19 protein-coding genes are annotated in these 23,515 nt (G+C 46.4%); 3 read left to right on the forward strand and 16 right to left on the reverse strand.

The annotated features are described in order from the left end of the window. Positions 1–10: 10 nt before the first annotated feature. The 3 genes from LZ463_RS03350 to LZ463_RS03360 are packed head-to-tail and all read right to left on the reverse strand — an operon-like array spanning position 11 to position 7,094. Positions 11–4,921, reverse strand: a complete 4,911-nt coding sequence (locus LZ463_RS03350; protein ID WP_241453826.1) for a coiled-coil domain-containing protein — start codon at positions 4,919–4,921, stop codon at positions 11–13. Continuing rightward, positions 4,921–5,715 (reverse strand): hypothetical protein, encoded by a 795-nt coding sequence (locus tag LZ463_RS03355; protein WP_241453827.1) that lies wholly within the window; start codon positions 5,713–5,715, stop codon positions 4,921–4,923. The genes LZ463_RS03350 and LZ463_RS03355 overlap by 1 nt, the downstream gene beginning before the upstream one ends. Continuing rightward, positions 5,715–7,094 (reverse strand): hypothetical protein, encoded by a 1,380-nt coding sequence (locus LZ463_RS03360; protein WP_241453828.1) that lies wholly within the window; start codon positions 7,092–7,094, stop codon positions 5,715–5,717. The genes LZ463_RS03355 and LZ463_RS03360 overlap by 1 nt, the downstream gene beginning before the upstream one ends. Before the next feature lie 142 nt (positions 7,095–7,236). Between LZ463_RS03360 and LZ463_RS03365 the strand changes: the two genes are divergently transcribed. Continuing rightward, entirely contained in the window at positions 7,237–8,079 is an 843-nt protein-coding gene (locus tag LZ463_RS03365; RefSeq protein ID WP_241453829.1) for a BrxR family transcriptional regulator, read from the forward strand. Positions 8,080–8,266: 187 nt separating this feature from the next. Here LZ463_RS03365 and LZ463_RS03370 read toward each other — a convergent pair whose 3' ends face one another. The 6 genes from LZ463_RS03370 to LZ463_RS03395 form a co-directional block, all read right to left on the reverse strand. Continuing rightward, the gene (locus LZ463_RS03370) at positions 8,267–10,123 is read right to left on the reverse strand and encodes a TniQ family protein (protein WP_241453831.1); all 1,857 of its coding nucleotides are present in this window, start codon (positions 10,121–10,123) and stop codon (positions 8,267–8,269) included. Then, positions 10,116–11,072, reverse strand: a complete 957-nt coding sequence (locus LZ463_RS03375) for a TniB family NTP-binding protein (RefSeq protein ID WP_241453832.1) — start codon at positions 11,070–11,072, stop codon at positions 10,116–10,118. The genes LZ463_RS03370 and LZ463_RS03375 overlap by 8 nt, the downstream gene beginning before the upstream one ends. Beyond that, positions 11,072–11,734, reverse strand: coding sequence for a hypothetical protein (locus tag LZ463_RS03380; RefSeq protein ID WP_241453833.1), 663 nt, complete (start codon positions 11,732–11,734; stop codon positions 11,072–11,074). The genes LZ463_RS03375 and LZ463_RS03380 overlap by 1 nt, the downstream gene beginning before the upstream one ends. Further along, positions 11,731–13,134, reverse strand: a complete 1,404-nt coding sequence (locus LZ463_RS03385) for a RasGAP domain-containing protein (RefSeq protein WP_241453834.1) — start codon at positions 13,132–13,134, stop codon at positions 11,731–11,733. Before LZ463_RS03385 ends, LZ463_RS03380 begins: the two co-directional genes overlap by 4 nt. Next, complete coding sequence (locus tag LZ463_RS03390) at positions 13,106–13,780, reverse strand: TnsA endonuclease N-terminal domain-containing protein (protein ID WP_241453836.1); 675 nt, start codon at positions 13,778–13,780, stop codon at positions 13,106–13,108. Before LZ463_RS03390 ends, LZ463_RS03385 begins: the two co-directional genes overlap by 29 nt. A gap of 380 nt (positions 13,781–14,160) precedes the next feature. Beyond that, positions 14,161–14,562 carry a helix-turn-helix domain-containing protein gene (locus LZ463_RS03395; protein ID WP_241453840.1) on the reverse strand — a complete coding sequence of 134 codons (402 nt, stop codon included), beginning with the start codon at positions 14,560–14,562 and terminating at the stop codon, positions 14,161–14,163. Between the two features lie 486 nt (positions 14,563–15,048). Between LZ463_RS03395 and LZ463_RS03400 the strand changes: the two genes are divergently transcribed. Next, the gene (locus LZ463_RS03400; RefSeq protein ID WP_241453842.1) at positions 15,049–15,519 is read left to right on the forward strand and encodes a hypothetical protein; all 471 of its coding nucleotides are present in this window, start codon (positions 15,049–15,051) and stop codon (positions 15,517–15,519) included. A 592-nt stretch (positions 15,520–16,111) separates the two neighbouring features. Here LZ463_RS03400 and LZ463_RS03405 read toward each other — a convergent pair. The 5 genes from LZ463_RS03405 to LZ463_RS03425 all read right to left on the reverse strand — a co-directional run bounded on the left by LZ463_RS03405 (position 16,112) and on the right by LZ463_RS03425 (position 20,907). Next, positions 16,112–16,735, reverse strand: a complete 624-nt coding sequence (locus LZ463_RS03405) for a P-loop NTPase family protein (RefSeq protein ID WP_241453844.1) — start codon at positions 16,733–16,735, stop codon at positions 16,112–16,114. Positions 16,736–16,997: 262 nt separating this feature from the next. Next, positions 16,998–17,852, reverse strand: coding sequence for a plasmid partitioning protein RepB C-terminal domain-containing protein (locus LZ463_RS03410; RefSeq protein ID WP_241453846.1), 855 nt, complete (start codon positions 17,850–17,852; stop codon positions 16,998–17,000). Between the two features lie 32 nt (positions 17,853–17,884). Beyond that, positions 17,885–18,781 carry a plasmid partitioning protein RepB C-terminal domain-containing protein gene (locus LZ463_RS03415; protein ID WP_241453848.1) on the reverse strand — a complete coding sequence of 299 codons (897 nt, stop codon included), beginning with the start codon at positions 18,779–18,781 and terminating at the stop codon, positions 17,885–17,887. After that, a complete protein-coding gene (locus tag LZ463_RS03420; RefSeq protein WP_241453850.1) occupies positions 18,778–20,343 on the reverse strand; it encodes a recombinase family protein in 1,566 nt (521 codons plus the stop codon). The genes LZ463_RS03415 and LZ463_RS03420 overlap by 4 nt, the downstream gene beginning before the upstream one ends. A gap of 75 nt (positions 20,344–20,418) precedes the next feature. After that, entirely contained in the window at positions 20,419–20,907 is a 489-nt protein-coding gene (locus LZ463_RS03425) for a hypothetical protein (protein WP_241453853.1), read from the reverse strand. 295 nt (positions 20,908–21,202) lie between these two features. Here LZ463_RS03425 and LZ463_RS03430 point away from each other — a divergent pair, with 295 nt between their 5' ends. Further along, positions 21,203–21,913, forward strand: a complete 711-nt coding sequence (locus LZ463_RS03430) for a DNA cytosine methyltransferase (RefSeq protein WP_241454288.1) — start codon at positions 21,203–21,205, stop codon at positions 21,911–21,913. A gap of 294 nt (positions 21,914–22,207) precedes the next feature. On the opposite strand, the gene LZ463_RS03435 is transcribed toward LZ463_RS03430, so the two are convergent. Both LZ463_RS03435 and LZ463_RS03440 read right to left on the reverse strand, forming a co-directional pair. Then, the gene (locus LZ463_RS03435) at positions 22,208–23,188 is read right to left on the reverse strand and encodes a CE1 family esterase (RefSeq protein ID WP_241453855.1); all 981 of its coding nucleotides are present in this window, start codon (positions 23,186–23,188) and stop codon (positions 22,208–22,210) included. Continuing rightward, positions 23,188–23,340, reverse strand: coding sequence for a hypothetical protein (locus tag LZ463_RS03440; RefSeq protein ID WP_241453857.1), 153 nt, complete (start codon positions 23,338–23,340; stop codon positions 23,188–23,190). Before LZ463_RS03440 ends, LZ463_RS03435 begins: the two co-directional genes overlap by 1 nt. Positions 23,341–23,515 lie beyond the last annotated feature (175 nt).

Here is a 23,515-nt window from a genome sequence, read left to right on the forward strand (position 1 = left end):
TGCACGTCCATTAACTTGCAAGTTGGCTAGCGGGTTTACTTGCATAGGAAGAAAATATGGCCATTGTCCCGTCAGCATGCTCTTCTGAAAAAGATATCAGTCTATGGCCGCTGCGGTTATGTAGTTTGCGGCCTACGAGATATACGGGGAATACTTGATAATCGTTGACCCAAGTGTCCGAATGCAGCAAACCGATGATCTGAAAGTTGCCACCCAGATCGCGTAGGCCACTCATAGCTTCTTTGATGAGTTCACGATTAGATAAGCTACTGAAGATACCATCGATGATGATCATGCGATTGGCTGCATTGCGCTCCTTCTTCGCTTTTGTGTGTCCCATGTCAAGCAGCCGACGCTCGATTTCAAACTCGGCCTGACGTACGATCCACATGAATTGCAGTGCAACTTTTTGACCGGTTGATAGACGCTCAGTCAACGCTTCTCGCCTACCACTCCAAATCGCCGCGTTGACGAATTCAACTGATGGATTCAAAAACACACGCTCTATAAGCGCACTTTTCAGGCTGGTTTTTATATTTCCCTCGTCCGAGCGGCTCACAATTCCACTTGCCGACGAACCAAATTGGCGAGCTACATGGTCTTTTAGGTCTGCCAAAATCTCCATGATCCGATCATCTGGCACAATATCAGCTCGTACAAAGAAACGCCCCTTTGGGTAACGGGACATCACTTTTTCTAGCGTTGTCAGATTGTTCTGGGCATTGCCAATGAGTCGCGACAGCGCTTCGATACCAGTGTCATGGGCGGCAATCGCAGTTGCTTTGGTTTTCTCCGCATCTTCTTTATCACGCTCTATAGAATGCTGAAGATTCGTAAACAACGTTGCCAATGCTTGTAGACGTGTCACGTCTGCTTGCGCAATTTCGGCTATTTCTAGAGAGTTCATCGCCGTTGCATCTCCTGCCGACTGATCCTGGGCCTTTGCACAATAGGTCTCCTTTGCTGCTTCGAATAATTTTAGTGCTTCCGTCAGATTTTTTCGAGCTTGGTGATACTCGCGCGCCGTATTGTCGGCATTGATTCCCTGAAGCACTGTTTTCAGTTCAGTGACCGTTTCGAGCAAGGCGTAGTCGAAATCACGCGAACGCAGCTTATGGCTCACTTGTTCTAAAGGCTGATATAGCGGATGGGCTTCAACAGGAAAATTAATCTCAGGAAAATCGGTATGCGTCGCTTCGTTGGCCAGGCGCATTGAAGACGCTAGCAAGACCAGCTCTACGGCAAGCTCATGAATTGCACGTGCGGCTCTTGCCAGCGCTGGTCTCTCGTCCTTGTCGATCGCTTCCAGCCTGCCATTCGCATTCTGCGCTTCCGTAACCAATTGTGAAAGCTTTGCCGCAATCTGTGTGCAACGAACTTCAATCTCGGCGTCTGAAACTCCCATATTATCGCGATAGATCTGGGCACGGTCAAAGTTGACCTGAAGTGCATCACGCACCTGGTTCTCATCTAGAGTACACCTTTTGACGGCTTCATCAAAGCCGCGCATGAACGCCTTACTTTCCTCGTCGCCATCCATCTCGACAGCTAAAGATAGTAACCTGATTTTTTCGTCTCCATGTTCTTCGTCGAAGCGGCGGCGCTGATTGGACATTTCTTCTAAGGCGAATTCTAGCTCCTGTTCTTGCTCCAACAGGTCTTCCCATTGCGCCAGGGCTGTGGCAAGTTTTCCACAGATTTCTATAAACATTGCTCGCAGGTGGTTGTGACTAGCCTCGCCTCCCAGCTTGAGGTAATCAATAGCATTAGCGCGCGCCAGTATATTTTCTGGCATAGCCCGGCGCTCTGCATTGTTTAGCCTAGGCTCAAGCTCTCCTTGCAAGCAGGCAGTTAACTCAACAGATTGCTCTTTTAATGCCACTAGTGCCGTATCTGCGCCGAACATAAGGTACTCTTTGGCCGCTTTTAGGATTTCTAATGCACCTGTTGTTGTTTGAGGCTTAATTGTTTCTATATGACGCATCGCTTCAGAGGCTTCGTCACTGTAATTTTTGAACCGTACTCGTGCGTTTTGATTAACCGCATCGCGTGCTGTCTGCGCGAGCCGATACGTGTCACTGTCCGGATGGATACTTGAACTTTCCGCCTTGTGGCTAATGACTTGTCGCTCGCAATCATTCAATGCACCTGCCAGTCGCTGTTTCTCCGACTGCGCATAGGCCGGTTCCAGCAGAATACGGGCTTGGCGCGAATACGGGCCTGCAACATAGCCCGCCATATAGACATCGTGACCGAGCGTAATGCGCTCCATCAAAGCTGCTTTCAGTTCATCAGCGGCAATCAGTGGAATCGTGATGTCCAAGCTCGCCAAATACTGTGCAGCTCGCACCATCGCATCATGGGTGGAAAAGACAGGTGCAGGCAATAATCCAGACATGGCGCTGATAGCAGCTTGCTTCACCGCTGGCTCATATTCCTCGTGCAAGAGCACATCGACGACCCGCTTACAAGGTATGTCAGCACGAATCAGTGCTTCCCAAGCCATGCCATAGTGACCATCGTCGACTACACTGAGTTTGTTGATCGCATCAATTTCTCGCTGTATCTGCACTATTTCGCCATCCAGCGCCTGTATCGCCTTGAACAATTCGCTACGCCGCGTATCTGCATTTGACAACCAATGATTCGGCGTCTGGTCGACATACAGACTCTCAAAGTTGTCGAGCGCTTCAACTTTTTCTAATAATCGAGCGGCACTTTGCTCTGCACCAACTTGGATATCACGCCATGCGCGCTCTTTCTCAATTGGGTTGTAGGTCATCGGATCGACCGTGCCGAACAGGTCACCAAACCTAGCAGCAGCACTTTGCAGTGCAGTTTTTTCAGCAATCTCGTTGAGCACTCTGTCTAAGTCTGCTCTGAGCTTCTCGCATGCTGCGCGTGCTGTGCGCAATTCCTTTTCTGGGTCAACATCACTTGGATTTATGGCACCAAATACCTGCCGAAAGTGCACATAACCCACGTGCAGGCGATCGAAGTTGCTCTGTTTTTGTTCGATTTCAAATTTTTTCATTTGAAGCGACTCACGTTCCTTCGTCGCCAATTGCATTTCTTGAGCAAGCGTCTTTCTTTTGGTTCCAAGGTTTTTTTCTTGTTGCAGCAGATCGCTTTTATGCTTTTGCCGTTCGAAGTGTTCCCTATGGATACCGGCGCTCCCTTCCAGACCAGCCTGTTCGAGCAGCTCTATATACACAGTCCATTTGCCAGCTAGCTTGGTATGGCGCACTAGGTTGGAGTTGTTTTCCTGACGCAGTGCTTCCTGTCTATCGCATAACCAATTCTTCGCAGCGTTCGGTTCATTACGCAACGACTCTGGCAGTAAACTGGCTTGCTTCTGAAATTCCTTCCAAGACGCTTGATTCTCCGTGCGCGAAGTCACCTGTTGGCGCAGAAATTTTTCTTCACGCTCCAAATTCTCTGCTTCACTCTTGATCACACTGATGCGTTGTTTGAGTTTATAGCTTGCGCGGTCAAGGCCCCGTAGCTCAATGGATGCCGGATTAGTATTTAATTGATCTTCAGCAATATCAAAGGCCAATTCCAAGGCACCCGCAAGTCCATCGGTTACTGCAGAATCATGATTTTTTACCAATTCCAAAACCTGCAACGCCTCGTCACGAGGATAGCCTTTTCTGCTAACGCCACCACCCCTCCCGCCAGCTCTGAGATTTACACTATCACATTTAAAATCAATGACTTGCGAACTAGCAATTATTGGGGAAATGCGCTTTCTTTCCGCAGCCTGATTCATCTTCCCGGTATCAACGTTGGCAATTTCTGCCAGCACATCCGCAAAAAGTAAGACTCTTCCGTCTGCCCCCAGGAACATGCCACGTATCACCTGCATCACGCGTGGATCTTGGTCTGGATCACGTACAAGACAATCAGGCGACTTGGGCACACCGGGCAGTACTCCTTTACTTGCTTGCCTGCCATATCGTTCTGCCAGTGCTACATCCTTACGAATACTTTCCAGGGTCTGTCTTGCAGTCTCTTGGGCCTCACTGGCTTTTTGACCAAGCACGAGCAACGGCTTTAAGTCATTGAGCTGTGCTTCTCGCTTTTTAAGAATATTGTCCTTCTTTAAAATTTCACTGTCAGTCTTAACGATTTGGCTCAAACTAAGGTATAGAGTATCTTCGATTGACTGTTCCCCTTCCTCTGCCCAGGTGCTCAGAATATTGGTCAACAAGTCAGGGGCCACCACTGCGCGGAAGAATGCTTCAGCGTACGTTTCACCGCCCCGCGTCTTAAACGCAAAGAATTGCGCATTTTTATCGTCAGACCCCTCACATTGGTATTTCACGTTTCGTCGCAATACATCTGTAGAAATGTGGAGTGAAATAACATCCTCCCAATGCGCCTTGTTCGTATGCTTGTTCCATTGGCAGCCACGTAGCGATCTGGTTTTTTCAATAAATCGCGCATCTGGCACTAGCTTAACAATACCATCTTTCACTTCATAGCACGGCGAGTCTTCAAGCGCACCGCTGTAGCAATAGAAAATGGGAATTTCGTCTGCCTTGTCGTACAAAACTACCCCAACAACGTAAGTCTGTCCGGGAACGTTCAATGGATCTGTCTCAAGCAAGTCCGGTTCCACATACGCATCATCACTAGTGTCTCTAAATTCGATTCTAGCGTGAGTGTAACCACGATCTTTCGGTGAGCATTTATCACGGATCTTCCCGAGCAGACGTTGGTCACGACTGAGCAAATACAGGCTCAAATCGGCCATGGACGTCTTCCCACCGCCGTTGGTGAGATTGAGCAATGCCGACTTCGAGTCCAAGCGTAGTGTCACGGCATTAATCAAAGGGTGCCAGTCGGCTATGCGCCGGTTGGCATTCAACCCTTCGGTCAAGTAGTTGCAAATCTCGATGCGCGCGATTAGGCTCATTACTCTTTCCGTTCGTTTGGATTATCAGTGGAGGTAGTCAACAATGGTTGGGCGATTTGCCCAAATACTGGCATTTGAGGTCCAAGGTCGACCATCAACGGTGCCAACACTCGATCGTAGTTAGTCTTCATTTCGACAGCCGCTAGTAATGATTGCCGGTAGCTATGTTGCGCAATTTCTTCCAGCATACCCGCGTCGACCATCAAGTTCAAAAAACGCTGCACATAGCGCGGCAACTCCGATCCTTTCTCTGCACTTAAAACGCTATAGACTTCGCTGGTGCTGGCAAATTCGGGGTTTAGCTTACGCACAAAGCCGTTGATATGAGAGCGTACAGCCTCTAACAATTGCTCCTTGGTGAAATTAGATTCAAGCCATTCATTACGTTCCTGCGGGCCGCGTCCTCTGGCGGAATAGATTAAATCCAAATGTAGAAGCCAGATCTGAGTAAACCAGATTTTGGCAACTGAATTTCTGGTCGAGCCGGTACCCATTGCATCAATAACTTTTGAGGTCTCCAGAAGCGGGCAAACTGCATTTGTCAGCCGCACAAGCATATAGGCTCGGGCACCCGGGGAAATGCCCTTGACGTCGAAGGCTGTCAACATGACAAGCTCAAAGCCATATCCTGTCATCATCTCTTCGAGCAGACGCATTTCGTCTACTCCAGCATCCCTAAGAATTTCGGCAAAATCGCGTTCCTCTTTGTGAATTGGCCGTCGCTGCGAGCGCTCTTCAATCCGGCGATGCACCAGGAGGAAGGCGCTGATCTTGCCCATCTCATATGGTGTCATTATTTCTCCTTCGCTGTGGCAAGAGCAGCAGATTGGTCTGCCGAAATCGACAGGCCGCTAAACATTAAGTCCATCTCTGGTAAGGAGAATTTCGTCAGTTGCTCACGCATGGAGAGCGCCAGGTCAGGTAAATCCGTCCAGGATTCTATTGCATTCATTGCCGTGACAAGACAGGCAAAAGCTTCGTCATCGCCACGTCCCGCCAACCCGTCCGCAATTGCTTCATCAAGCGCGAGCCCCCCGTTTAAGATCCTCGCTTCGATCGCCACACGATTCTCCTGAAGCCACCTAATGTATTCGTGCTCCAACGGTGGGACGTAGTCGTTCATGTCAACCTGCTGTTCTTCTTGCTCAATCTGAACACGCTGTTTTATCGCACCCACAAAATCTGTACCGACGGGCGCTATACCTGAGAGACGAGTTGGGCCAAGTGCGTCGAAAACTTGATTCAATCTGGCATCTGTCGGCGGGTTGGTGACCCATTTCTGCGCGTACGCTGCAAACGATGGAGCCTCGACGGACGAGGAGATGCCACGCGACGTTTCGGCAGATAATTGGGATAGTTGTCGGGAATAGCGTACAATTCCGCGCGATAACTCACGCACACGTTCGCGCACCAAACCGATCGGGACTTCGTCATCATCCAACTCGATGTCGGATCGAATGATCTCGTTGATTTTGTTGTCGGCGGAGCGTACCAATTCATTGGTACGTGTCATTATTGAAGTGTGTTCTTTTAGCTCATCTTGCACAGCACGCAAGGCACGTCCTCCTCGCTCCATCAAAGAAACGAGCGAACTATGCGCCACACGCAATTGCTCGTTCATTTGGTCGAGGAATCCCAAAGCCGCCTTTAGCCGTCCACGCTCCAGCGCGACGATCAACTTGGTAACATCGCCTTCAATGTAGAGAATATCTTGATGATCATCGTCAGAACTGGCCGCCATTCCAATAGCCATACGACCCATACGCGAAAGTCGGAATTCTGCAACATTGGATGCTTTGTCGGCCAGATTGGTGTCCTTCTCCGAGATAACATGCCCACTACCTTCCACACCTTGCAGCAAGAGTTTGAGTTCAGTTGGTCGCGATAGCACGTTCAGCACATATTCGATGTCCACCTCCTCCGCCCAAGGTAGCTCAGTACGTACCTGCTGCGAGATGAGAGCAAGCGGTGAATACTCGTCGCCGCTACGGCGGCCAAGCTCATGCAACCCTGCAAGACATGCTATTGCAAGTCCGACATATCGACCGTCGCCGTGACCGGTACGCGTGTCCTTTTGGTAAACAGGCGATTCAGCATAAGCGCGCCATGAATCGTGCAAATCGATCAGCCTGGCGGACGTCTTTAATAAATGTGAAAGATCTGGAAGCGGCATAGCGAGATTCGTGAATCAGTCTTGGTAAATTTACCTTCAGCCCACAACTTGCAATTCATTTAAGTTGCATATTATTGCAAGATGCAATTATTTGCAACATGATTTAGAATGCGTTATTTTAAAGTTTCAAAAGGAGGAGCCCATGCCGCGAACGTCAACCCAGGCTGATCAGCGGTTGCGGGACATCGAAATCCTTCTGCTGTGGGAAGGCCAAGTCGGAAACGCTCGCTTACGCGAGCTCTATGAAATTGGGCTAGGTGCTGCCAGCATACTGATCAAAGCATATCGTGAATCGTTTCCTGACTGTTGCCGATGGAATACGACTGAACGTCTATTTGAGGCCATCCCGAATACTGTGCGCCCAATATTGAGCACGGGCAACGTTGCGGATTATGCGGAGCTTCTACAGCGAGCACGTCAACAGGGAAGCGGCGTAATTTTTGATGGCCGAATTGATCTAACTTGTGTCAGCGCGCATATTTTCTCAGCTCTACATCGAGCTTGCAGTCGAGGCACTTCAGTAGAAATTGTATATGCGTCTATGACGACACCCGAACCACATCCCAGAGAATTGTTTCCCCATAAAATGATTCAGGCGGGGCGGCGGTGGCATGTCCGTGGCCTGGACTTAAAGTCCATGGAATATCGCGACTTTGCGCTCGGTCGGATCAAATCAGCCAAGTCAGGCAGCAGTAATCGACCAGCTGATGCGCCTTCTGACATTGCATGGGATACGGAAGTCTCGTTTGAAGTAATACCTCATCCACAACTAAGTGCAGCTCAGGCTAAGGTGATTCGAGACGAGTACATGGCAGGTGCCGATAATCGATTTATCCGCTGTCGTGCGTCTATGGTGCAATACGTAATACAGGACCTGCGCCTTGCCGTTAACATCGAATCTGAATTGCCACCGGCATTTCAACTAGCCTTGGTTCGCACCAAGCCAATTGAGCAATGGCTCTTTTCTTCTAAAGTTGCAAATTAATAACGCTAAAAAAACAGAACTATGCACAATTTTTTGGCAAATACGCAACATCATTGTTTGCCTAAAATTATCAGGGCTCGACTTAAGAATGCACATTCTGAAAGAGTGTGCCGAAATTAACCGTTGAAGTCGTTTCGGCACACGTAGTCACTTTTAAAAAAACAACTATCTAGACCGTAGAGAAAATTTAAGCATCCTTTCTTTGCTCATGCGCAATCGCTTCAATTGCCAACTCAAAGTCCCTCGTTCGACGCATGATTACCTGTCGACAGCCATCAATAGTCGGGCCAGCAACCGGGCAAATGCCAAATTTTTGCAACCGCGATATTAATCCTCTTGATGAACAATTCATTTTCTTTGCAATACCTGACAGAAATACATAGGTGTTCGAAAATTTTGCCAGCGCCTCCATGGTGATTCGACTCTGCTTAACACGATCTTCATCTGCAATAAAAGATTCCACGAAATGGTGACGCACTAAAAAGTATGCTACCTCTTGTTTCATCTGGAGACGAGACGCAAATTCTTGCACAGTTATGCTTGCTTCGTCGGATCTCTCCAGTGTCCCTATGTATGAACTGAGCTCATCTACAGGGAGCACCCAACTGCAAATCCCTTGCTTCTGCGAAGACACTGAAACTGGCTTGATTCTGCCAGAAGCCACAGCTTCAATTAGCTTCGCGATATTTTCACTACCCAGCTTCCAATATCGCATTACGTGTCCGAAGGTAATCAAACCACGCTCAACGTATTTGCACGGCAAAAGTGAATCTGACACAGCCAGTATACGGTCAACATAACTACGATGAATTGACCACTGAGATTTTTTTGAAGAAAATAATTTCTCAGCCAATGGAAAAAGCGTGGCGCGCAATTCGGCCATCCTTTTTTTACTCAAGCCAAGCAATTGAGTAGCTTCATGCAAATCTATCGTGCTGGCAAGGTCAATTTTCTTTTTATCGAAATCAGCTTTATTGACATAGGTTCTATTCCGCTGACTCTTCTTTGAAGTGTAAGTATAGCCGTCAATTTCACCATCGCTGATCATTTTATCCAAGCGTTTAGGTGAAATAGACAACTCTTTACAGGCCAGACTTCCTGGGAGCCAATTTCCAGCCCGCTTCCCAGATGCCAAGCGCGTATTTCTCTCTGCAATCGCACCGCGCCAACTTGACACAAGGTAGTTTTCAAATGCCTTTCTAATGAAGTCGTAGTCTGTACCTTCTAGGTCACGATACAACCTCGTATAAAAACTGCCGAAGCATTTTGTTAGCCGATTCTCGTTTGCATCGCTACGATATTCCTGTTCGATAAATGCCAAAGATGAGTAAAAGCTCTCAGGCCATGCGCCTAACACCTCGCCGCAAATTTCTGCCAGCACCTTTGATTTTTTCATATCATCTGGGCTGATAATAAACGTCTTTGTTGGACTTAGTCCCTTTTCTAAATGTTTGTTATAACCGAAAAGTTTGACGACACGTTGTATCTCATCAATCTGAAGATGAGTGATTACGGGCAAGTGAGGTACTCCACGACTTTCATTCAAGCTTCGCAATAATTCAGCAGAAATGGCTACAACGCTAGGTGGGCAAACTGTACTCTTTATTTCTGTCAATGGCTTACTGCAATCACATGAGAGAAGTTGCTGTCGCCCCCATGAAATATTTTTCCCACATTTACTGCATTCATCGACTAGCCAACATTGGTGTATAGGGCAAGCATCAAAATGTCTCAGTTCCCACTCGATCTTCCAGATTGGATCCAGCGATAGGCACAGTGGACAAAACCTTGCATGCTTCACATTCCAATTTCTTTTGCCCAAATTTTGATTTGGCTTTTTTGAGCATGAGCTAAAGTCTTGAACATCTTGGTTATTAAAAATAACCTGGTCGGCCATTGACCGCGTAAGATTGTTCTCAGAAAGAACTCGCTTCATATATCCCATCTTGCCCTCACTAGGCCGCCGACGCGGCCTTACAAGCAGTTCAGAAAATCGAACCGAGGCAAGCTCTGGTGAAGTACCATTAAGAGAATGACTATTCATTCAAACCATCCTTCCAACCATGATTGTCGCCGTCCAAATCAGATGGTTCATACAATTCGCCAGGAAGAGTTAGGCGTCTTTTTTCAAAGCTTTCTAAAAATGGGCTTGGATTAACCCCTTTGGCAAATCGCGACGCCACTCCAATCCAAGATTTAAAAGACGCATTGAGTATCCACATAGATAAGACATTAGAATTTTCTTTCTTGGCGATGTCTTCTGCTATTGAAAGCAGATCTGAGATATTTCGCAGGATGCCATCGGTGGCATAAAAGAAGCGCTGCAGTGATTCGTTCTCATCAAAAAAATTGATATTTTCAAATACTGAATTCTTGAGCATAGCCTTCATTAGTTTTTTGAATGAATGAGTAGATTCTTGAGTAAAAGTTGAAAACGGTAGAAATGCAGTAATCGATTTAAATCGACTGCGCAGCTGTGTATTAATTTTGAAGAGTTCGCCCGACCGTGGAGCACCCGCCAAAATCACAGAACAATCTATTGCATCAATCAAAGACTTGAGCGAGTCTGCGTGCGCAATATGGGTTTTCAACTTTCCGCGGTCTAAAAAATGTTGTATCTCATCCAGGATGAGCAATTCCACATGGCATTTCTTAAAGAATTCAATGATTCTGTGCCTTCGTTCAGTGACTGTGCCGGAATAGGGGAAAGGATCACCTAAGGCAAATAAAAATTCGCCGTACATCGCAGATTCACTTGGCCTGCTTGGTAGTGGCACATACAGAACAGGAATAACCGTTCTGTCTTCGCCTGCGTGCGGCAGATACAAATCTCTGTATGCTTTAAGCAGAGTCGTCTTGCCGACCCCACTCACGCCAACAAGGCGCAAATTCTTTGGCTTGCGCCCGGCCTTAAACGCATCGTGACAGCTTTTAATCAGATCAAAAGCTACTTTGTAATTAGCATGCTGGACGATATACGCATCAACACTCATTATCTACCTCCTGCATATTTGACATTGGGTACGCTGTCGTAGTCTTCATCTTGATCATCTTGGGTGTCTTCATTCTCATTTTGAAAGAAATTTTCTTTCGATTTTTCAGGAGCTGACGTTTGGAATATCTCACCAAATTTATAGTCTTCCCCAGCATCATCTCTGTGGTCTTTTTTGCTTGTCGACTGCCTAGATGTTTTTCCGTTAGTTTTTGCCGCTTTTGTTCTATCGGCCATTTTCATACTGGCAGCTAAGGAAGCGACATACTCGCGCATTCTCTCCTTGGCCTCAATCAGGATTTGATAGTCTTCAGATTCTTTGTACATTTTCTTAGCAAATTTTTGGATTATTTTATGCTGGTACAACGTGAGCCCACTCGCATACTCAGGACGAGTATTTGGTACTTTTAACCAAATTTTTTTGAACGTGTCTAGTACCCAGATATAGCCAATATCAAATTTAATTGACTTGATTTTCACATCGGCATTTGATTTTCCATTTTCATGAACTCCAATGCGTCGCCGCAAATCAGCAAGGTCAGGAGAATTGTATTTCTGCCCGCCATTCAGTTCGACCCCATATTCCCAAACCGGTCGAAAGACGGTTTCGTTACAAATAATCTCGATTTCCTGCACGGTGAAAGGAAGATAGCCTGCACTCATTTGTCACCTCTATCCCAAGCCTGCCTCGGCGAGCATCCTAGACCTCGATGCAGGTCACTCATATAGATATCTATCAACCATGTATGAATGATTCTGTTCAATTTGTTTAGATCAATGACTGCGCATTTTTCTGGATCATAACCCTTTCTTTTGTAGAATTTTGCGAATGTAGTACCAGGTAATTTATGCATAAGTTGATAATTGAGGGTCTTTAAATGAGACTCTATTGAGCCTTTCCAGTTTGGTTCTCTTCGGGGACAAAAAGCCAATTCAAAAGCAAGATCTGAGGCTGCGTTCTGAAGACCTTCACCGTGGAATTCCAGGCCATTGTCGCAACGCAATTCCACAGGAATACCGTATACCAACCATACTCCTTGGATCTCGGGAAAGTCGTCTTTTACATAAATTTTTGGCTTGATCCCATGTTCAATACATGCAAGTACAGCATCGGCACTACAGCCGTCAAAGCCGATATAAAAACCCCAAGGCATTTTTGTTTTACGACAAATCGCTAGAGTAAGTGTCGGTCGCCCGAGAGCAATGCCGCGATCCTCGTCAATTACGAAGAGGTCAAGAGGAGTGTGATCAATTTCAACGATTTCGAGCCGTCTGCGAGGGATTGGTACCGATCCATTTGACCTAAACTTTCTAGTTGCAAGTTCAATGCCTTCACGCGCAGCAGCAACTTCAAAGGGGTCATACTGCTTAATTCGCCTTCTAAAGCTGGACTCAGATCGAGGATGCAAATAATTCTTTGGCATTAGGAATTGATTATTTCTTCTGCAATCTAGCTCCATTTGTTGGTTCAATTCACGTAATGAGGAACCACGCTCCTTAAGATACATGTCTTCAATCAACTGATCTTCCATGGCAGCTTCTTTTTTAGAGCAGCGGCGCTGTCCTTTGCCACCTCGATTTTCAAATTGATAGATCAAAGAATGTTTGTCGTTACCAGAAGCAACGAATTTTTTATACCATCTGAAGACTGTTGTTCTATGTGGTGGATTCTCGTCACCAATTTCCTCTGCCGCAGCTGCAATTCTTTCGTCGATGATGCCAGCTCTATCAATATAGATTGGCGCTGCGTCAAGTAGTATATTCAGATACTGGCTAGCTCGAATTGAGTGCTTTTTCGTCGCTGGGGAAAAATCACTTAAGGTGCGGCGAGCAACGAATTTTCCTTTTGTATTCTTTTCTAAAACAATAGGATCTGCATTCAGATTGAATGTCAGGTTTCCGCTGCAGTATGCCGCGAGCAGAGAATCCATGTTTGTACTGGTAAAGTTGTTTGGTGTTGATTCCAGTACTACTTCTCCATCGTCGTTCATCATGCAAATCACATACTTTCTATCGTTCCACAGAAGTGATTTGTTAACTGAAAAGGAAGCTTGCTGCATCATGATTCTCCAGTGTCGGTTTGTAAAAAAGCTGTGTTTCTTCTTGAATTTCAGTTTGAAAGTCAAAGAAAAGGAGGCCGGAGGCCATCATCACCAAAACATCAGTTCCAGAGTTAAGGAAGTTGATTGCGCTCGAAAAACTCGGCTCAGAAAATTTATTTTTCAACGAATCTAGTTGATGAAGAATGCGCGCTACTTCTTCTTTTCGTTGCAAGGGGCGAATCCTATATGGCAATAAATGCCTGGCATTCACCAAGGCATATCCGTGGCGCAACAAGTCGTTGGTCGCAATAAAGTATCGGTATCCATCGCTTTCGAAATGCTGCTTGCCAATTTCCATGTGCGCTTGAACCTTGGGGTCATCAAGCCGGTCTTTTGGTTTGCATTCAACGATGATTTTTTCGTTGTTTGTTGTGACCAAGAAATCTGGGGTACGCGATGTTTTCTTTCCTCCATGCACGAATGTCGACTTAAATGGCTGGCTGCTGACATCCAAAATGTGATGAGAAAATTCAAACAGCACCACAGCATCTTTTTCAATGTTTCCTTCCCATGCAATTTGTTTGCAATACTTGGTTGACGCAAAAATTCCGCGCAATATCCCACCCGACCGTGTCACAATGCGACGCGGCTTAGAATAATTTGACATAAATACTCCTTCCATCGAAAAAGACGGAATAGTTTGTTTTTTTGCGTGCAGACGACCACTCCCCGTTTTGAAAATAATTTCCAAAAATAGGATGTAGATGGCAGCACCATGAACATTCAGACGTGTCTATCCCCAGCCAGGAAATGACCTGATTAAGTCATTTTTTAGCTAAAAAAAGATGTGCGAAATCCATAATTTGACCAAAAGAGGTCAAATCTGCGCGCGCTTAACAGCGATGAATACAGCGTGGGGGCTTGACGTTCGAGGAAGAAAAGAAGAGACTACATATCAGACCCATGTAATCTGTTTCCTCCGGCAAGAGGAAATCTTGTTCCAAGAAAATTGCTGTACGCCTCCCACGAGGTGTGCGGCTTTTTTTTTTACATACTCTCTCCTTGGCAGTTCTGTCTTTTTAATTGTTGAGCTTCAAATTTAAAATGTTCCAGCAATGTTTCCAGCACTTTATATTGTGTCTCACTGAACTCAGATATTTCGTCGGCCAAGTTTGACATGAGCTGATATGCACGCGGTGGTGCACCTATTGGCATCTTTATCGTATGCCGCGACATCCTTGCAAGTCTGAAAAATTTTTCCGCTTCCACATGTGACAGTTCGAGTGCCTTGACCAATTCCTCAAGGAACTTAATATTTCCTGGTGTTTTTTTTCCTGACTCCATACGGTTGACATAGCTTGGGTCTACCCCAAGCCTGTGAGCGAGCTGGCATTGATTTAGCCCGAGCTGCTCTCTTTTAAGTACAACGAATTCAACGATCGGCGTCATGATTTTGGTCTTGCGTAGAAATATTTTTCACTACTTTACTATGACCATTCGTTAATTTCTAGTTGATCAAATTTGACAAATCTTTCACAAGCAAAATTGGGGAAAAATTCACGTAATGATGAAAAATTAAATTTTTTTTTTAATTCGTTTGCATATGAATGTCTGTTATTCGATCTGCAACCTTCAAAAATTTTTGAAATTCACTCAAAAGCAGCGCAACAAAAAAAGATTTTTTGATAAATAATTCTTCTTTTTTGCGTTTGTTCTAAAAAACAACACCTTCAAAAAAATTTCTCAAGATTATTCAACGACCAAATTCTTTCTCCTGCACGAGTTCAATTTACCTATGCGTCGTGCAGTTGTTGGCAGTGTTCAATAAATGAAATGCTCCATCCAGAAAATTTGACAGCACAAAAATTTGCGCTAGCATCCCCCAAGACTTTCCAAAGTCTTGGGGTGTTTTTCTTTTTCATTTGGAGATATTCAATGTCAGTCATTAAATTAATCAAGCAGACTTTTCCTCGGCTACCATCCTGGGCTAAATTTGTTGTGGGCAATCTGCTAGCTATATATGTGATCATCGAATTGGTCACTGCAATTGGTACAGCCATTGCCAAACCCGGCTTTAAAAGAGTCCTTACCTTGCTAAAGAAATTCTTTATCACTATCTCAAAAATTTTCAACCGGTCGATGGAACCACCAGTCAGTCATCCAAGTCTCGAATTACTATCCGTATTTTCGAGAATGTCTATTCACTACATTTTTGCCTTTTTAATTTTTGCTTGGTTTGCAGTTTTCATTTGCATCGCATCTGTCGACGACATAGGCGCTATAAAGCGAACGCAAGCTGTGCTTGTAGGCTTTTTGTATCTTTTATTCGCACGCTGGTATTTCGTCTCTGGTGTGAAAGAACACCTGGCGTTTATAAAACAGTGGAGGGAGTGGGGAAGGAAATAGACAATTATCGAGAAGATGTAATGGGGCAAGAGCATCCTCCTATCTCAGGAAATTGATGCCCCATTTCAGCTCCAATTGAGCATTACATGTGCAATATGAATGTTCTGGTCGCAGATCGAATGATTGGACCTACTTGAGAGCTTCTATCAACTTGTTTCCAAGTATCCGGAGCAGATACCTTGATTCGAGATGCTTTAGTTGCGCCTGTCTGGCCTATCCCAATTTATCAGCTCACCAATTTTTCAATAAAGGGTTATGCAGAATAGAGTTCCGCCAGGCGGTGATTGGCCTTCGCCAAAACGAAATATTGAGGATCGAAGCTGCCTCCCAGCCACTCAACGAGATCGCGGCGATCCACGTTATTTTTTTCAGCTAGACGCAAGTGTGGCGGCTATTGAAAATGCAGTAAAAGAAGGTCGCACTGTGACACGCCAGCTTATCAATGGATTTGAAGCGTTTAAAGCCACGGCAATTGCTGGCAATGTAACGAACGCTCATTGATTGTGTGATTCACAGACATCATTTTAATTGAAACGATGACTATAAATCACACATATACCCTTCCAAGAAAATCTACAAATTTTCGTTCTTGTTACTGATTCTGCCAATCCAGGACATCTTGTTGATTTGCAAGATCATCAAGCCTTGTGCACAATCCATCGTATTCACCACCAAGCGCATTTAAAATCGAATCAAAGAGAATTTTTCGCCCAACCTGAGGGGTGTATCGCATGAAACCGTACCCGACTTCGATCATCCCATCATCATCGTCTTCATCATAGTCATCCTCAAAAACAAATAAATCCGACAACCCTGAGGCGTCATACAGAATGGTTGCGTTAATTTGGGATGCATACTGCGTAGCAATTCCATCGTAGCTATTGCCCAATACTATCAAACTATTTTTATTAACCTTGTTAGTTTGCGCATCTTCAATATAAATCCAGATTGATCCACTGTGGCGGATCAATCGAAATATTTCATCGTCGTCAAAGTTCTTAATAAAACTCGTCATTACTTTAAGTAAATGAGAAAAGCTGACCATGGCGGTCGCAGGTTTTTCTGCATTCTGCATGAGCAAAGACCAGTTCTTGAATCCCTTCTGCTCAGCTATGTCATCAAGAGCGCAAGCATTTTTAATTTTTTTTTCTTTACACGCTTTTCTGGCCTGACGTTTAAAAAATTTAATTTGTTCGAGGGAAAAAATTGTAGGCATGATTAAACTCCATCAAAATTTACCTGAGGTACTTTGCGCCCACACACATGTACCTCAATCGGTAATTATTCGGAATTTAATTTTAAGAACGTTGCTGATGCAGCTTTGCGTTGTGGGCGCGCAAGCCAACGTGGGTGGCTCTAATCAATGACTTTATTCGTTACCACTAAATATGTCAAGTTTGCACACGACTACCCAGCAGTGAGGCAAGTCAGCAAGTAATTCAAATGTACGCTGTCCTGCAAAGTCTGAGTGAGATCACCTACTGCTCTAACGTCACACTTTTCACAATCGATTCAAATTCAGAGAGTACATCAGGATATTGCTGCGACAAGCAGCGCGCCACAGACTTGTTTTCAAGCATCTTGACCAAGTAACCTCTCGCCAAAACAAGATTCAATACGTCGCGGCCATAAGACTGTTCAACCAGTTTGTACTGCGTCTGCAGGCTTCCCATTTCTCTCTCCATTTTTGCGACCTGTTCTTTGGTCACGCCTGTGAGTTTTTGAGGTTTCTTGCCATCGACCAGGAGATCAACTGGTGTGGCAACCAGCATTGCTTCTGCATATGAGGTTGTCACAACGTTCGCCGATATCATTAACTCCACGCATTCAATTTGTCGTGTGGGTTTCATCTTGCGCAGTATCCTGGAGATGTCAGCAGAAAACTGCCTGTCCTTTAATAGTTCTGCTGCCTCCGGGCAGATCCCTTTCAGCAGGCTCATCTTCTTGAGGATTTGGCTGATGTCCACATTCAGGACTTCTGCCAGGCGCTGAGTAGAAACGCCTCGCTCAATTGCCCGTCGTATCATGAAATGCTCTTGTATTGTGGACAGGCGGTTGATCCTGCTGTTGTAGGTATAGCCTTCATCGTCATTGGCCACCAGGCATGGCGCTACCTCATAACCGAGATCGCGCAGTGCGACCAGGCGGACATGCCCATCCAACAGCATGTGGTGTTCCGATTTTTTGATGACAGGCGTGACAGACAGCGGTTCTATCAGGCCGATCTCTTTGATGGATGATAGTATTTGCTTAAATTTTCTGGAACCATCGAGTTCTTTTGGGATATTGCGTGACGGCAGGATGTTGACCAACCCCACAGACAATGGCTCCATAGAAAATCCTAATGCGACACCGTCTGGCATGTTCAGCTCCCCGCACTCCAGACACGCTCAGCCAGATAGGTAGGTAAGGTGTCCAGCCCTTCGGCCCGCAGCAGGTTCGTGAAATTTTCATTTGAGAGCAATTGGCGTAATGCGCCGACTACGAACATGAGCCTGTGCTGCGTCATTTCAGCTTTCTTGACCATCATGCGCTGGCGCTCTACTTCTTTTTGGTAGGTGCGCACCAGGCTGGAGGTAGTCACATCACTGCGCTTGCGCGACATGCCACGCTCCAGGGTTCGGCCCAACGAATGACGACACTCAATGACTTTCTTGGCTTCAAATAGCTGTTTTCCTCTGAGCTTGCCCGATTCATAGGCATCCTGCAGCGCCTTTTGCACTGCTTTGTCATCATCTCCGCCACCGACAATGGCCAGTGCCGCCGTGAGTGGTATCTTGCCTCGCTCAACTGCCACCAATAATCGCTCTTCCCCACGCTCTAATAGAACAAGGATGCCGTTGACCCATTCTGGCGTGAGGCCGGTTTTGGCAGCGATGGCTTTCTTATCATAGCCTTGATTGCGCAGTGCCTCTATATTAGAGAGCAATTCTAGCGGGCGGTACTGCCGCCTGGCGATATTTTCAGCCAGACTCATGATGAAAGCGTCTTCATCACTGACAGACACGACCAATGCCGGGATATTGGCTTCGCCCAGGGAAATGAAGGCTTTCATGCGCCCCTCGCCGCAGACCAGCAGAAAACGTTCTTCACCGTCCTTGCCAGCGCGAGGTGTCACGGTGATAGGTTTCTTTAAGCCCAAGGCACGGATATTCTGGATAATGTCTTCAAATATCTTAGTATTGCGTTCTCGGGTATTGAGGATATCGATTTTATTGATGGGGATCATCCTCAGATCGCCTACAGGCAGGCTTTTACTCATGCGTACCTCCTTAGCCGAGTTCGCTCTGCCATGCCATAGAGATAATCAAGGGTATCAAAGCGATAGGTCTCAAATTCCATGGCATTTTGTTCTGCAAGGCTCAAATGCTGGGAACTGAAATCAATGCGCGGCAACAGAAAATAATCCAGAGACTCTTGATTGCTGCGGTCAAGACGAACGGCGACGGTGACATCAGGTAATAATGAGGCATCAAACCTGACTTTCCAGCGAGTCCGGCCAGAACCCAAATTGTGGCAGCGTGCCAGGACGATGGACACCGTGAATTCCCGGTTGACCATGAGCAGGTCTGTGGCAGGATCTCTTAATACCTGACCACCGAGCTGCAGTATCTTGGCTTCCGTTTCCATCACAACTTGGGGATGCATGCGGCGAATGAAGCGATTGACTTCCAGATACTGGTAGTCGCGGTCCGGTGTAAAGCCGACCATCTGGTAGGCGCGCAGCAAACTGCCAAAGCGATACATGTACACGGAAGAGGCTGGCATGCCTTCCATTTCATCAATGATCACGCCTGACAGCATGCCGCGTGTTTTGTAGAGTGATCGCAGCCTCTCTATTAATTCTTCATCGGAATAGCGGCGTGCTCTCGCACGCATGATGCCCTGGGCGGTATAGAAAATTTCCGTAGGCACGATAGGGGCAAAGGCATGTTCTTTCCTGATCCACATATCAGGTGTATTGATGACACGTGTTTTTTTGAGTTTGTAGGAAATGCGGTTGTAGACGTTATTGCCTATGTATTTTTCATTGGTGAGTACCTCGTGGATGGTGGCTCTGGTCCAGGGCCGGTTGATTTCAGAATAGGTTTGCATGGCGTTGAGGCGGCTGGCGATTTCTAACTCATTTACGCCTTCATCAATAAACCAGCGATAGATCTGATTGACGATGCGTATTTCGTCGTCAGGACCTGGCATCAAGATGACGCGATCGGTCTGCAGGCTTTTCTGTTCTCCGCGTTTGAGTTCTCCTTTTGTGGTTCCATGTTGATCGATCAGGATACGCCGCAGTCCATATCCTGCGGGCCCACCTTGCCTGTATCCCAGTTCTATCAGTCGACATTGTCCAGCAAATACCTTGGCAGAAAGTTCGCGGCTATATTCGCCTGCCATTGCCCGCTTCACGCCTTTGACGATGGTGGAAACAGGAGAGCCATCATTTTCAAATTGTTCTGCACAATAGGCGACCTGTATTCCGGCGCGACGGCAGATGTATTCATAATAGGCACTCTCGTCTGCGTCCTGGAAGCGTCCCCAGCGGCTGACGTCATAGACAAGGATGATGGTGAAGGCGGCATTGCCACTTTCTACATCTTGTATCAGCTGCTGCAGGGCGAGTCTGCCATCGATGCGCAGACCGCTTTTGCCTTCATCGGCATAGGTTTTAACGATATTGATCCTGCGGTGGGCGGCGTATTCGCGAATTTTTTCGCGTTGATTGTCTGTTGAATACTGTTGGTGCTCGGTAGACATGCGGACGTATTCTGCAGCTTGGAAGAGGACTGGCTGTACAAATGATCCGAAGCTTTCTTGATCTAGTTTCATTTGCTTTTTCACCCAATTCCATCTGAATTTCAAGGCTTTGCGACATTTACAACTGGCTGTGATGCAACAACCAAGTTAGCAGACGTATTGCGCCTTAGCCACGCGTCCTCTCTTTGCAATCATGAAGGAGGATCTTGATTTCTCGGCAGATAGGAGGGAGAGGTAGACAGTCCACGCGTTCTTCTTTGCAATCATCTGATTGGGTAACAGGATCAGCTGGTAGAAGCCGTTTAGCTCTGAATTGGCTGAATTTGACGCGTCCATCTTTGCAATCAGGCAGGAGCGGTTTTTATAATTGCGGACCAGTTGTTTGGCGCGATTGTCTTCTGCATATTGGGGATGAGCACTACGATACTGCTTCCAGTAGTCTGGATTACGCTCCAGCCAGGCCTGATGGGCACGCGCCTGATTGTCGACATAGTCAGGATCGGTGTCGCGCTTGATCTGCTGCCACAGCCTGCGGCGTTCTTGCTGGCAGGCCTTTTTAGTACAGTAGGTTTGGGCGGGGTTCTGCGGGCGGGGGCTGAAAAGTTGGCCGCATGCGAGGCAGGCTCGATTTTCCATAATACCCTCCCAACCAATTACGCCCTGGTTGAGAGTTTACCAATCTAAGCGGCTGAACGGCATCACTGGATCTTGGCCCTGCAGGGGTCAGATCATCAAAGATCAAATATTGCTTAATTGCAATTAATTTAAGGCAAAATACTGATTGCACTAACTCTGACTCGAAAAGAGGCGGATTGCAATAACTTCGACTACAATTAGCACCCTTTCAAAATTTTGCAATCAGCGCTGAGCCTTTATTTATCGAGTTCTGTGATTGCATTAATTATGAATGCCTCCGGATAGCTTGAAAAAAATGGGTCTCTTGTTGGGACCTATTTTTTTTGAAAATAAGAATTTGAAAATGAAAAATGCAAAAAAAAACAGGCAATTGGTGGGGATAGATTTATTTGCTGGTGCAGGCGGATTTTCCCTAGCCGCTGCAAATGTTGGAATCAAAATAAAAGCTGCTGTCGAAATGAATCAGCAAGCTTGTAGTACTTACACGCGTAATTTAATTAAAAAAAAACATAACCCTGCTAAATTATTTCCATGCGACATTAACGAAATAAAATTAAAAGATTTCTTAAAAGCTGCCGATTTAAAAAAAGAAGAGTGCGATGTACTTATGGGTGGGCCGCCGTGCCAGGGCTTCTCAACACATAGGATAAATGACGAGGGGGTAGATGATCCACGCAATTCCCTTCTTCTAAGATACTTTGAGTTTGTTCGCCATTTAAAACCAAAGTTTTTTGTCGTAGAAAATGTACCGGGTCTCTTGTGGAAGCGACATGAGAAGTATCTCAATAAATTTCTGATTGAAGCACGTAAATCAAAATACACAGTTTATGGACCAACCGTTTTAAATGCACAAGACTTTGGTGTTCCACAAAATAGAAAACGCGTTTTTATCATAGGTGTGAGAAATGACCTTAAATTAAATTTTGACTGGCCGCCAAAGCCAACTCATTTCTCACCAACTTCGAAAGAAGCTGTCACAGGATCACCTTTGTGGGTATGTACGTAATGGATCGTAAATTGGCATAAATTTTTAGACTTATGAAATAGACATTTGAACAACCAGTTGCGCTAATGCTGCGCTCCTCATGGTTGGGCTAACTGATTTTAGATTTATTTCATAGCCTATAGTAAGAATTTACTATTTTCATCTTCACTCTACACAGTATTTTTTCGACATCTGAATGCCGGACCAAGTCCGGTACGGTGTTTGTCAACGTATAGCACGCAAATACCAGCGGCACCATCTCTGCGCGATGCAAAGTAAAAATTCCACAATTCTCCCAAGCCAGCAGCGAGACGCTCAAGGCTGTTGCCTTGCAAAGAATTCCCAAATCATTTCCGCCCCATTCGGTGCCATCGGCGATGGGCCTAACAAACGGGCGCGGCGGTAGAAAGGTTGCGGCAAGCCATGTCCACCGCCGTGGATGGCGACAAGTTCAACTTCGGTTCTGGTATCTTTCTCCCAGCTTATGCGTTCCACATCGACACCTGATATGGTGCTTGTTTGTGCTGTGGGTATGGCTGTGATCTTGTTCAGGTCTGCGAAATATTGTGCTGATGCGTGTGTGTTGAGTACGTCGCCGCATTTGTAGAACAGGCCTAGCAGGTTCACTTCGCCACCGTTGTAGGGCACCAGCGGGTCTTTGGTGCCGTTCATGATCATGACGGATGCTGTGCCTGGGCCCGCGGGTTTGCAGCGGAAGTTTTGGGGGACTTGTACGCTGGCAGATACTGCTGCTACTGCGCGGAAGCGGGTTGGTGATTCCAGGGCGAGGCGTAGTGACATGAAGCCGCCTGCGGATACGCCGGTGGCGAATACGCGAGTTTTGTCTGTGCCCAGGTCGTTAATGAGTTTGTCTGTCAGGACATTGAGGAAGCCGACGTCGTCGATATCTTTGCCATTGACCTGATAGTCGCCGACCTTGCCGCAGTCGTTCCAGTCAAAGCTGTAGGATTCGGGGTAGGCGATGGCGAAGCCGTGCTGGTCGGCAAGGCGTTCGAAGCCATAGCCGGTTTCTACGCGTATGTCTTCTGCGCTTTGGCCTGAGCCGTGCATGACCAACACCAGGGGTGCGCCTTTGGGCAGGTCACGTGGCACATAGCTGATGTAGGTGCGCTTGATGCCGCCTGCTTGTATGCTGCCTTTTTGCAGAGCGCCGGACAAGGCGGGGCGAACGGGTGCTGGAGAGTAAATAAAGTAGGCGAACAATGCACCGCACAGTGCGATGAGGCCAAGCAAACCCAGCAGGCTCCAGGCAAACCAGCGAAGCACTCGTTTCATCACGCACCTTCTGTGATTGGGGCGTGCGAAAGGCCATCACTGTCATTGTGTCCAAACCAGTCATATACGCCTGGCTGAGCATGCGTCAGCGAAAAATCGTCATCGACGCGGCTACGTCCATACTCACATTGCAGTTGTGTGACGTTGATCATCAAAGTTCCCGTAGATATCCGTGATTGACGGCCCGCTGTTTTCAACAGTGGGCGTTCTGTATGCGGTATTCATCATTCATGCTTTGCAAGAAAAGATTCAATTGCAAGGTGTCAGAGTTTATTACTTTTCTGCAAATAAAGATAACTGAAAAATTCGATGGAAGACATCCAGGCA

The sequence above is a fragment of the Undibacterium paludis genome (assembly GCF_022568815.1).
GTDB lineage: Bacteria > Pseudomonadota > Gammaproteobacteria > Burkholderiales > Burkholderiaceae_D > Undibacterium.

Excerpts from the sequence above, each read along its gene's own strand:
- LZ463_RS03350 (WP_241453826.1), bottom strand. The coding sequence starts at position 4,921 with ATGAGCCTAATCGCGCGCATCGAGATTTGCAACTACTTGACCGAAGGG.
- LZ463_RS03355 (WP_241453827.1), bottom strand. The coding sequence starts at position 5,715 with ATGACACCATATGAGATGGGCAAGATCAGCGCCTTCCTCCTGGTGCAT.
- LZ463_RS03360 (WP_241453828.1), bottom strand. The coding sequence starts at position 7,094 with ATGCCGCTTCCAGATCTTTCACATTTATTAAAGACGTCCGCCAGGCTG.
- LZ463_RS03365 (WP_241453829.1), top strand. The coding sequence starts at position 7,237 with ATGCCGCGAACGTCAACCCAGGCTGATCAGCGGTTGCGGGACATCGAA.
- LZ463_RS03370 (WP_241453831.1), bottom strand. The coding sequence starts at position 10,123 with ATGAATAGTCATTCTCTTAATGGTACTTCACCAGAGCTTGCCTCGGTT.
- LZ463_RS03375 (WP_241453832.1), bottom strand. The coding sequence starts at position 11,072 with ATGAGTGTTGATGCGTATATCGTCCAGCATGCTAATTACAAAGTAGCT.
- LZ463_RS03380 (WP_241453833.1), bottom strand. The coding sequence starts at position 11,734 with ATGAGTGCAGGCTATCTTCCTTTCACCGTGCAGGAAATCGAGATTATT.
- LZ463_RS03385 (WP_241453834.1), bottom strand. The coding sequence starts at position 13,134 with ATGATGCAGCAAGCTTCCTTTTCAGTTAACAAATCACTTCTGTGGAAC.
- LZ463_RS03390 (WP_241453836.1), bottom strand. The coding sequence starts at position 13,780 with ATGTCAAATTATTCTAAGCCGCGTCGCATTGTGACACGGTCGGGTGGG.
- LZ463_RS03395 (WP_241453840.1), bottom strand. The coding sequence starts at position 14,562 with ATGACGCCGATCGTTGAATTCGTTGTACTTAAAAGAGAGCAGCTCGGG.
- LZ463_RS03400 (WP_241453842.1), top strand. The coding sequence starts at position 15,049 with ATGTCAGTCATTAAATTAATCAAGCAGACTTTTCCTCGGCTACCATCC.
- LZ463_RS03405 (WP_241453844.1), bottom strand. The coding sequence starts at position 16,735 with ATGCCTACAATTTTTTCCCTCGAACAAATTAAATTTTTTAAACGTCAG.
- LZ463_RS03410 (WP_241453846.1), bottom strand. The coding sequence starts at position 17,852 with ATGGAGCCATTGTCTGTGGGGTTGGTCAACATCCTGCCGTCACGCAAT.
- LZ463_RS03415 (WP_241453848.1), bottom strand. The coding sequence starts at position 18,781 with ATGAGTAAAAGCCTGCCTGTAGGCGATCTGAGGATGATCCCCATCAAT.
- LZ463_RS03420 (WP_241453850.1), bottom strand. The coding sequence starts at position 20,343 with ATGAAACTAGATCAAGAAAGCTTCGGATCATTTGTACAGCCAGTCCTC.
- LZ463_RS03425 (WP_241453853.1), bottom strand. The coding sequence starts at position 20,907 with ATGGAAAATCGAGCCTGCCTCGCATGCGGCCAACTTTTCAGCCCCCGC.
- LZ463_RS03430 (WP_241454288.1), top strand. The coding sequence starts at position 21,203 with ATGGGTCTCTTGTTGGGACCTATTTTTTTTGAAAATAAGAATTTGAAA.
- LZ463_RS03435 (WP_241453855.1), bottom strand. The coding sequence starts at position 23,188 with ATGAAACGAGTGCTTCGCTGGTTTGCCTGGAGCCTGCTGGGTTTGCTT.
- LZ463_RS03440 (WP_241453857.1), bottom strand. The coding sequence starts at position 23,340 with ATGATCAACGTCACACAACTGCAATGTGAGTATGGACGTAGCCGCGTC.